Below are 11,225 nucleotides of genomic sequence, written 5' to 3'. Positions count from 1 at the left end.
GGCTGTATTTTAGATACAGCTCACTTTTATTATATAATACTGAATTAATTACCGGCAGGAGCGATTAAATCAAGGTGTGATTAACCTAGATAGAAACAAATAAGCTAAAAATTAACAACGCGGCTTCAAATAAAGATAAAAAAATATATTACATATATCGACTATTAACGACAGAATATGATACAATACATCAAAATAGATTTATTGGAACGGTTTAAACATGTAATACTGAATTAATTACCCCCAGAGTGATTAAATCAAGGTGTAATTGACCCAGATAGAAACAGAGTAACCAGTAATTGTAAGTTGCATACCAAATAGGGGTAAGAAAAGATATATTACAAATACCAACTATTAATAACATAGTACATAATACAAACAGTAAATTAAAAGCATTTTTTTGGAACGGTCTAATTGTAAAGGATTTTGAGTAAAAGCCGCTCTAGTACAGTTTATATGAAAATATCTGACCAGATTTACGAGGCTTTGGAGTTAGGCATACGAGTGATTTGGTTCACTTTTAAGCAATAGAAAATTAATATAAAAAGGAGGGAAAATATGGAATTGGAAAAGTAAGTACAGTTAATAAACTGCTGTAGTGGCCATCATTTGTTCTGAAATTTTATAATTTAGGTTGTTGGTTATGAGGAAAAAAAATAAAATAACAAAAACAACGGAGGTAGTATATGAAAACTTTAAAGAAAAAACTTAATCGGTTATTCTGCATTGTTATTGCATTACTCCTATTATTGAACGCCACGCCAATAGGCACGCTAGTTGCCTTTGCCGAGGGAACGGAAATCGTGGCGAGTGGCAGTTGTGGAACAAATGTAAACTGGGTATTGACAGCTTTGTCGGACAGTACCTATGCCCTTACAATCTCGGCTATAGATGAGGATAATACCATGAATAACTATGACGTACCGACTGTTGATGGAGGTACACCGTGGAGGTCTTATATCACCGGTATTACCAGCTTGGTTGTAGAAGAAGGCGTAAAAAATTTAGGTGATAGGATGTGCTATGGAGCGTCAGCACTAACTAGTGTATCTATTCCCTCTACAGTTTCAGATACTGGAAACGGGACCTTTAGAGGTTGTACTGCTTTACAAGAAGCATCTTTTGGGGGTGCTATCACTATGGACAAAAATTTATTCTATGGATGTACAAGTCTGAAAAAAGTTAGCCTTGCTGAAGGCACGACTCTCCTGGCCGATAATACCTTCTCCGGTTGCGCTGCGTTAGAGGAGCTTACCTTGCCTGCCTCTTTAACATCTATTGGTGCAAATGCTTTTAAAGACTGCAGCAAAATCAATACAATTAATTTTAGTGGCAATAAAGAGGAATATAAAACTCTACTACAGAACAACAGTGCCACTACTCTTCCTATACAATCTGCCGCTATTACCGTTATCTGCAGTGATGGAACCTTTTTTTATGGTGAAGAAGAAGAGGAGGAGGAAGAGGAAAATATACTTACCGGAACCACTGGTGATGTTAATTGGAGTTTAAATACAGATACCGGTAAGTTGATTATCTCCGGTAATGGAAGAACTGCTGACTATGCCAGTGCCACAGTTCCGGAAAAATCTGCGCCATGGCTAAACTATATGGATCAGATTCAGGAGCTTGTTGTGGAGGAAGGTGTCACATACTTGGGAGCCAGACTTTTTTATGGATCTGATAGTCTCGCAAAAGTAACTCTTCCGAATACTCTTACTTCTTTAGGAGAGGGAGCATTCAGGCAGTGCACCATACTAGAAACAATTACTATTCCAGCAAATGTAACTGCCATAGGCAGAGTACAGTTCTACCAGTGCGTCTCTCTGGAATCTATATCAATATTAGGTAATGTAAGTAGCCTTAGTGATAAGTCTCTATATGGCTGTACTGCTTTAAAATCCCTTACTCTTCCTGAAAGTCTTATAAGCATCAGTGCAGATGCTTTATATAACTGCAATAGTCTTGAAACCATTCAGTTCGGCGGAACAAAAGCCGAATACCAGACACTTCTGCAGACTAACAGTGATACTACAGGTCCTCTAAAATCTGCCATGATTGATGTTATCTGCACTGACGGAACTTATGTTTATGGCCGTATAGACATGGGCAATGGCTTGATATATTCTATTAGCAACGGAACCCTGACTATCTTAGGAAAAGGCTCCATGAACGATTTCGCTTCAGCTTCAGAAGTTCCATGGGCTAGTCAGGCTGATTCCATTAGCACTGTTGTTATCGAGAGCGGAATTGAGCGGATAGGAGCTAATGCCTTTGCAGGAATCAATTCTATAGAAAGCGTCTTCTATATCGGTACAGAAGATGGTTGGAATGATTTACAGGACATAAGCGGTATCAACAACGAAAAACTTTTTACCACCCCGGTTACGTTTGGACTTACCGGAACCTGCGGTAAAAGTGTTACATGGAAGCTTAGTGAGGATGAAACCACACTAACAATTTCAGGACAGGGTGCAATGTATGAGTACAGCAACACCGTAGTACCCTGGCGCTACAGTAAGGATAAAATAACTACCGTAATTATTAATGATGGAGTAACTGATGTGGGAGATTATGCATTTAATACTTGCAAGTCTCTCAGCTCACTAAACCTTTCAAGCTCTGTGAAAGAACTGGGCAGTTATTCTTTCGGAGGCTGTATTTCTCTGAAAGAAATTGTTCTGCCGGAAGGAGTAGAGGTTATTGGTGCAAAGGCATTCAGTGCTTGTAGCGGACTGACTACGGTTTACATCCCGAAATCGTTAACAAATATAGACATGAAGGCATTTAACTATGATGCAGCCCTTTCTACTGTTTACTATGCAGGAACAGAGAAGCAGTGGGACAAAATTTTAATTAGTGAATCCTCCGTGGGGAACGTTAATTTGCTTAGTGCTAATATTATTTTTAACGGAACTCCTGTCAGCACAGATTTCTCTGATGTGGCAAGTGACGCCTGGTATGCAGGAGCTGTCAAGTACATGGTAGAAAACGGGTTCATGACGGGTGAAAACGGAAAATTTGGCTCGGTTAATGAAATGAGAAGTACAGAAATTATTTCAATATTGTATGAGTTAGCTGGCTCACCGGGAATGTATAGTTCTGCAATTGAGTGGGCGGCGCTAAATAAGATTGTTTCTACTGAAACCGATGAACAGGTTACTATGTTGAAGCTGATAGAAATGCTTTGTGCGGCTGCAGACTATAATGGTGTTGATATCACAGCGACAACTGGGAATAGTAGCTTAGATGGCATTACTAATACAGAGGCACTTTCACAAGAGCAAATATTGAAGTTAACTTGGGCGTTGGAACAAGGATACCTTGCAGAACTAATCTCCAACAGCGGACCTATAGACTGCGGCCGTTACCTTACAAGGAGTGAAGGAGCTTCAGTGCTCGCTGCCTATTTAAAAAGTGAGACAGCATATGCAGATCGCTATGAAAGAATTGTAGCTGAAGGGCGTGCTGCACTCAAGGCTAAAGGCGATGGCAAATTATATATTATTGCTCCCAATATAGCACTTCCCAATATTGCTGCTAAAGCAGGTGATTTCACTTTAGTTATTTTACCGGATGGCAAGACTATGATGATTGATAGCGGTGTAGGGGACTGTAACAGTCGTGTTATGCAATTTATCAGGGATATAGGACTCGTTTCACTTGATTATTTTGTCATAACCCATCCACATACAGACCACGTGGGAAATGGCCTATCTATTGCAAAATATTTATATGAGGAGGCTGGCGGCACCATTGGTACTTACCTTTACTCAGGTTATAAATACAGTACTCTGGAGCCAGCACTTTATGACTACCTGGTAGGGAAAAATGTAACCATAAGAAACAATTTAAAAGCAGGTGATCATCTTACAATAGGTGAGGTTGAAATTGATATCTTCAGCCCTACTGAAGAAGACTTAAAAACTACTGATGTATCGGACGAATCTATTAATAATTTGTCTTTGGCTATGAAATTTACCTATGGTAACGCTACATACCTGACCTGTGGAGACCTTTATAACGATAAGGAAGCTGAACTGGTACAAAAATATGGTTCTCTGTTAAAAGCCGATGTTATGAAAACGAATCACCACGGTCTGTACACTTCAAATTCACCAATCTGGCTAGAAACAGTTTCTCCTAAAATTGTAATTACTAATAACGATGATATCGGAAGTACTGCCATTTCCAGACGAATTACAGAAGATGGCGCGGCTTACTTTAGTGCAGGAGTGGACGGACTGGTTATGATAACCATGAGTAGAAGTGCGGACTATACGGTTACTAGCCAGTATGATACTAACTTAAGACAGAAATACCATGGGGAAATTGGAAAGGCAACAAATCCTTCTCAGGAAAACTCCAGCATCAGCCCTACAGTTGCTTCATTTAACAAAAAAGCAGGGGCAGAAGAAGATATTAAAGTAAATATGACCCTTAACGGAAACACTTTAAGTGCAATTACAAACGGCTCTACTTACCTTGAAAAAGAAATAGACTACGTTGTAAGTGGCAACATCGTTACTATCAAAAAGGAATATCTGGATTCAAAATCAGTAGGGCCTGTCACGCTGACTTTCTTGTTCAGTACAGGGAACAGCTCCACATTGGCTATCACGGTGTACGACTCTACGAGTACCGGGACTTCTCCTGCACAGCCTGTACAGCCGGAAGCACCAACAACAAAAGTGGATGAAGATGGCAGGGTTATTGTGGATGTTAAAACAGTACAAGATAGTAATACAGCCATTGCAAAGTCCCAGGTGAAGCCTGAAATATTAAACAAGGCATTAGAATTGGCAAAGGCAGATCAACAGGGAATAAAGAAGGTTACCATTAATGTTCAGACCTTGAAAGATTCCAAGGTAAATGAAGTGATACTGCCATCAGAAGCGCTGATGCAAGAAGATATGACACAAAAGCTGGAAATCAAAACTAATAAGGCAAATATCGAGTTGCAGGGAAATCTCTTATATAATGCAGGTGTTTCTGAAAAGTCAGACAATGTAACTATAACTATCAAAGAAGTAGAGAAAAAGTTACTGACTGACAAAATCAAAGCTCTGGTTGGTGATAGACTTGTAATAGAATTGAATGTTAACGCAGACGGGAAGGAGATATCCATAAATAATCCCGATGCACCGGTAAAGGTGGCTATTCCTTACATTCCTACAGAAAAAGAAATAGGAAACCAAGAGCATATAGTAGTGTACTATATTGATGAAGATGGAAATGCTATAACTGTACCAAGTGGTAAATATAATTCTGATACCGGAGAAATTACTTTTACAACAACAAAAATACATAGATTTTCTGTGGGATATGTTGAAAAGACCTTTGACGATATTAAGAATGTAGCTTGGGCCAAGAAAGAAATCGAAGTATTGGCTTCAAAAGAAATTATAAGTGGAACTGGCAGCTCTACTTTTACTCCTTCTGCTAACATAACAAGAGCTGATTTTTTAGTATTGCTTATAAAAACTCTGTCCCTCACAACAGTAGTAGAGGATAATTTCAATGATGTTAGTCGTGAGAATTACTATTATGAGGCGATTGGTATTGCTAAAAAGTTGGGAATCACTTCAGGAAAAGGAGATAATCTATTTAACCCTAAAGATTCAATCAGCCGACAGGAAATGTTTACATTAACTGCCCGGGCCTTGAAGCTGGCAGGCAAACTTAATGATGAGCATAGTATGAAAGTGCTGGACAGCTACAAAGACCAGGCTACTATTGCATCCTTTGCACTGGAGGACACAGCAGCGCTGGTAGAGGAAGGCATCATTAAAGGATCGGGCAGTATGTTGACTCCTTTAAAAAATGCTACTCGAGCTGAAGCAGCCGTAATGCTTTACAAGATTTACAATCGTTAATACTTCATTGTAGTACCGGAGTATCATATAACTGCTCAAAAAAGCAGTTATATGATACTCCTTTCTTTTGGTCTAATCCTTAATCCGTAGATAAAAGTGATGAAGAATTATGAATTTAAGTACTCTTTAATAAGCATATTATAAACAGCTAAAAATAATTCAATCATCAGCGCTGATGGGATAATCCGCACCCTTGACAAAAGATAATACAGAGTGATAAAATAATTCAGTGCATTGATTTTGTGCATTTTTTTGTGTGCAAATTCAGAACACTTCTAAAATTAAAGAGAAAACCACAATTGGAGGACTAAAGAATTGTTGGATGATCTTAAACACTGTAAAAAGGCAGTTGGTGTCAAGCAGTCTACCAAAGCCGTAGAAAACGGTGTCGCGTCAAATGTTATAATTGCGAGGGATTGTGAGCAGAGGGTTGTAAGAGGAATTATAGAACTTTGTGAGGCAAAAGCAATTCCAGTAACATATGTTGATTCAATGAAGCAACTGGGAAAAGCCTGTGGAATTGACGTTGACGCTGCAGTTGCGTGTATTTTAAAGTAGCTTATATTTATTTATTCTTACTAATTGGTAAGGTATATATAAAATATATAATTATTACCTTTGAAAGGAGGTGTACTAATGCCAACATTTAATCAGCTGGTTAGAAAGGGCAGAGAAGTTATCGAAAAGAAATCAACTGCTCCAGCTCTCCAGAAAGGATTTAACTCAAAGAAGAAAAAGCCTACAGATTTAAGCAGCCCTCAAAAAAGAGGAGTTTGTACTGTTGTTAAGACTTCTACACCAAAGAAGCCTAACTCAGCGCTTCGTAAAGTTGCCAGAGTTCGTCTTACAAACGGTATAGAAGTAACTGCATATATTCCTGGAATAGGACATAACCTACAGGAGCATAGCGTTGTTCTTATCAGAGGCGGAAGAGTTAAAGACTTACCTGGTGTAAGGTACCACATTATTAGAGGTACTCTTGACACTGCCGGAGTTGCCAAAAGAATGCAGAGCCGTTCAAAATACGGTGCAAAGCGTCCTAAGGCAGGTGCCGCTAAAAAGTAATAACACAGCGTGCTGACAATTTAAAATGTTAGGTGCTTAGTACGTGATTATATATATATTGTATAAGAGAAAATAGGTTCTTAATAAAATTATCTAAATTCTGTTAAACTAGTAAGGTATATTAATGTACTTGCGCTGACGACGGTTTAAACCACGAGTACCTGTGATACTTTCTATGGGTATATCCCATATCAAATGTTATCATAAAAGGAGGGAAGTAAGGTGCCAAGAAAAGGTCATATTTCAAAAAGAGATGTTTTACCTGATCCAATGTATGGAAGCAAAACTGTTACTAAACTGGTTAACAACGTAATGTATGATGGTAAAAAGGGTGTTGCACAGCAGATATGCTACGATGCTTTTGATATTATCAAAGAAAAAACCGGCAGAGATCCTTTGGAAGTATTCGAAGAAGCTATGGCAAACATCATGCCAGTTCTCGAAGTAAAGGCTAGAAGAGTCGGTGGAGCAACATATCAGGTTCCTATGGAAGTTAGACCTGAAAGAAGACAAACCCTGGGCTTAAGATGGCTAGTTGATTACTCTCGCAAAAGAGGCGAGCGTACTATGAGGGAAAGACTTTCAGGAGAAATACTCGACGCTATCAACAATATGGGTGGAGCTTACAAGAAGAAAGAAGATACTCATAAGATGGCTGAAGCTAACAGAGCATTTGCTCATTACAGATGGTAATAATAATATAAATGGATTGATAATTTATCAATCCGAACTATCGTGAAAGGAGGGTAATCATGCCCAGGCAATTTGATTTGGAACATACTAGAAATATCGGTATAATGGCTCATATTGATGCTGGTAAGACAACAACAACCGAGCGTATACTGTTTTATACAGGAAAAGTTCACAAAATCGGCGAAGTTCATGAAGGTGCTGCTACTATGGACTGGATGGAGCAGGAGCAGGAGAGAGGTATCACTATCACTTCTGCGGCTACTACCGCACAGTGGAAGGGTAACAGGATAAATATTATTGACACGCCGGGGCACGTTGACTTCACTGTTGAAGTTGAAAGATCTCTTCGTGTACTCGATGGTTCGGTAACGGTTTTCTGTGCAAAGGGCGGTGTTGAACCTCAATCTGAAACAGTTTGGAGACAAGCTGATAAGTATGGAGTTCCCCGTATGGCATATGTAAATAAAATGGATATAATGGGAGCTGATTTTTATAACGTAGTCTCTATGATGAAAGACAGATTACAGTGTAATGCAGTACCTATACAATTACCAATAGGCAGTGAAGACAGCTTTATTGGTATGGTTGATTTGGTTACTATGACTTCTCATATATTTAAAGATGATTTAGGTCAGGTAATCGAAGATCAGCCTATCCCTGACGATATGGTTGAAATTTCAAAGAAATATCGTGAAATATTACTGGAATCAGTTGCTGAACAAGACGAAGACACTATGATGAAATACCTTGAAGGTGAAGAACTCACTATAGAGGAAATAAAGGCTGGTATCAGAAAGGCTACTATTGCCGTTAAAATGATACCTGTAGCCTGTGGTTCATCATACAAGAATAAAGGCGTACAACAAATGCTTGATGCAGTTGTTGATTTTATGCCATCACCACTTGATATCCCAGCTATAAAGGGTATTTCAATGGACGGTGAGGAAGAGATTGAAAGACCTGCAGATGACAATGGTCCGTTTGCAGCACTTGCATTTAAGATTATGACCGACCCATATGTTGGTAAACTCTGCTTCTTCAGAGTATATTCAGGAACATTGAACTCAGGTTCTTATGTTCTTAACTCTACAAAGAACAAGAGAGAAAGAATCGGAAGAATTCTTCAAATGCACGCAAACCATAGAGAAGAGATACAGACTGTTTATTCAGGAGATATTGCAGCTGCTGTTGGTCTTAAAGATACAACAACAGGAGATACTCTTTGTCTAGAAGATAACCCTGTAATTCTTGAATCAATGGAATTCCCGGAACCTGTTATAGAAGTTGCCATAGAACCTAAGACTAAGGCCGGACAGGAAAAGATGGGTATAGCACTCCAGAAGCTGGCTGAAGAGGATCCTACATTCAGAGTTCATACTGACGCTGAAACCGGACAAACTATCATCGGCGGTATGGGTGAACTTCATCTTGATATCATCGTTGACAGAATGATGAGAGAATTCAAGGTTGAAGCTAATGTTGGTAACCCACAGGTTTCTTACAAGGAAACTATTCGTAAGCCTGTTAAGTCTGAAATGAAATATGCAAGACAGTCTGGTGGTAAAGGTCAGTACGGTCACTGTGTAATCGAACTTGAACCAAGAGAACCAGGTGCTGGTTACGAATTCGTAAATAAGATTACTGGTGGTGCTATTCCTAAGGAATACATCGCTCCAATAGATGCAGGTATTCAGGAAGCTATGAATACAGGTGTTCTTGCTGGATACAACGTTGTTGACGTTAGAGTTACTCTTATTGACGGTTCATACCATGAAGTTGACTCATCTGAAATGGCGTTTAAGATTGCCGGTTCAATGGCATTCAAAGACGGTTGCAGAAAGGCAAATCCTGTTCTGCTTGAACCAATCATGAAAGTTGACGTTAGCGTTCCTGAGGAATATATGGGAGACGTTATGGGAGGCCTTAACGCAAGAAGAGGTCGTATCGAAGGTATGGAAGCTCGTGGCGGAGCTCAGAATATAAGAGCTATGGTTCCACTTTCCGAGATGTTCGGATACGCTACTGCACTTCGTTCCTCAACACAGGGAAGAGGTACATTCTCCATGCAGACGAGCCACTTCGAAGAAGTGCCTAAGAGCATTCAGGAGAAAGTTATTTCTAACAGAAGTAGTGCTGAGTAATCATATAGTTGGTTAATTGCAAGAGTAAACTTTATAGTGAAAGCACTGTAAAGTTTACTCCTGTTAAATAAAGTAAATGAGTATAAATTAGCGCACAGCGCTTTAATGAAAGGATGGAGATTTTAAAATGGCTAAGGCTAAATTCGAAAGAAACAAACCCCACGTTAATATCGGAACAATTGGTCACGTTGACCATGGTAAGACTTCTTTAACAGCTGCTATCACTAAGGTTCTTGGATTCTCAGGAAGAGCTGAATACAAAGCATACGACCAAATCGATGCTGCTCCAGAAGAAAGAGAAAGAGGTATTACAATTAATACCGCTCACGTTGAGTACGAAACTGAAACAAGACACTACGCTCACGTTGACTGCCCAGGCCATGCCGACTACGTTAAGAACATGATCACTGGTGCTGCTCAGATGGACGGTGCTATCCTCGTTGTTTCAGCTGCTGACGGCCCAATGCCTCAGACAAGAGAACACATTCTTCTTTCACATCAGGTTGGTGTTCCTTACATCATCGTATTCTTGAACAAGTGCGATATGGTTGATGATGAAGAACTTATCGAATTGGTTGAAATGGAAGTTAGAGAATTGTTGAGCACATATGAATTCCCAGGTGATGATACTCCTATCGTAAGAGGTTCAGCTCTTGTGGCTCTCGAAAGTACTTCAACTGATATAAACGCTCCTGAATATGCTCCAATCGTTGCTCTTATGGCAGAAGTTGACAAGTATATCCCAACTCCTGAAAGAGCTACTGACAAGCCATTTATCATGCCTGTAGAGGATGTTTTCTCAATCACAGGTCGTGGTACTGTTGCTACTGGTAGAGTTGAGAAGGGTATTGTTAAGGTTGGAGACGAAGTTGAAATCGTTGGTTTGATGGAAGCTCCTAAGAAGACTGTTGTAACTGGTGTTGAAATGTTCAGAAAGCTTCTTGACCAAGCTCAAGCTGGTGACAATATTGGTGCTCTCTTAAGAGGTGTTCAGAGAAACGAAATCGAAAGAGGACAGGTTCTAGCTAAGCCAGGATCAATCAAACCTCACACTTACTTTGAAGGTCAGGTTTACGTTTTGACTTCTGCTGAAGGTGGAAGACATAAGCCATTCTTCAATGGTTACAGACCACAGTTCTACTTCAGAACAACTGACGTTACAGGTGTTATCGAAATTCCAGAAGGAACAGAAATGGTTATGCCTGGTGACCACATCACAATGAAGATCAAATTGATCACTCCTATCGCTATGGATGAAGGACTTAAGTTCGCTATCCGTGAAGGTGGTAGAACAGTTGGTGCTGGTAACGTTTCAAAGATTATCGAATAATTTTTGATTATGTATCATAATTAAAAGATTATTAAAAAGATATACAAAAGGCAGAGTCTGATTACAGACTCTGCCTTTTGTGTTATGCTGGCTAGGGTTATTAAGGTGAGGTTATGTAAA

At 39.4% G+C, this 11,225-nt stretch carries 6 protein-coding genes; all 6 read left to right on the top strand.

Annotated elements, in window-relative coordinates; translation table 11 throughout:
- Window positions 1-686 precede the first annotated feature (686 nt).
- Window positions 687-5,876: a leucine-rich repeat protein gene (locus L323_RS24210; protein ID WP_020814233.1), complete on the top strand. Its 5,190-nt coding sequence runs from the start codon at window positions 687-689 to the stop codon at window positions 5,874-5,876.
- A gap of 315 nt (window positions 5,877-6,191) precedes the next feature.
- A complete protein-coding gene (locus tag L323_RS24205) occupies window positions 6,192-6,434 on the top strand; it encodes a ribosomal L7Ae/L30e/S12e/Gadd45 family protein (protein WP_020814232.1) in 243 nt (80 codons plus the stop codon).
- 78 nt (window positions 6,435-6,512) lie between these two features.
- On the top strand, window positions 6,513-6,941 hold the full coding sequence (gene rpsL / locus L323_RS24200; protein ID WP_014312029.1) for a 30S ribosomal protein S12: 429 nt from the start codon (window positions 6,513-6,515) through the stop codon (window positions 6,939-6,941).
- A 222-nt stretch (window positions 6,942-7,163) separates the two neighbouring features.
- Window positions 7,164-7,634, top strand: a complete 471-nt coding sequence (gene rpsG / locus L323_RS24195; RefSeq protein WP_014312030.1) for a 30S ribosomal protein S7 — start codon at window positions 7,164-7,166, stop codon at window positions 7,632-7,634.
- Between the two features lie 59 nt (window positions 7,635-7,693).
- Window positions 7,694-9,775 carry an elongation factor G gene (gene fusA / locus L323_RS24190; protein ID WP_020814231.1) on the top strand — a complete coding sequence of 694 codons (2,082 nt, stop codon included), beginning with the start codon at window positions 7,694-7,696 and terminating at the stop codon, window positions 9,773-9,775.
- Between the two features lie 127 nt (window positions 9,776-9,902).
- Complete coding sequence (gene tuf / locus L323_RS24185) at window positions 9,903-11,105, top strand: elongation factor Tu (RefSeq protein WP_020814230.1); 1,203 nt, start codon at window positions 9,903-9,905, stop codon at window positions 11,103-11,105.
- Window positions 11,106-11,225: the final 120 nt, after the last annotated feature.

Source organism: Ruminiclostridium papyrosolvens C7, assembly GCF_000421965.1.
In the GTDB taxonomy this organism is placed as follows: Bacteria; Bacillota; Clostridia; order Acetivibrionales; family DSM-1351; genus Ruminiclostridium; species Ruminiclostridium papyrosolvens_A.
Note: the sequence above shows the minus strand (reverse complement) of the source record. Positions and strands in the feature narration are given on the sequence as shown.

Bases quoted from the DNA above. Each gene is read 5' to 3' on its own strand.
- L323_RS24210 (WP_020814233.1), top strand. From the start codon at position 687: ATGAAAACTTTAAAGAAAAAACTTAATCGGTTATTCTGCATTGTTATT.
- rpsL (WP_014312029.1), top strand. From the start codon at position 6,513: ATGCCAACATTTAATCAGCTGGTTAGAAAGGGCAGAGAAGTTATCGAA.
- fusA (WP_020814231.1), top strand. From the start codon at position 7,694: ATGCCCAGGCAATTTGATTTGGAACATACTAGAAATATCGGTATAATG.
- tuf (WP_020814230.1), top strand. From the start codon at position 9,903: ATGGCTAAGGCTAAATTCGAAAGAAACAAACCCCACGTTAATATCGGA.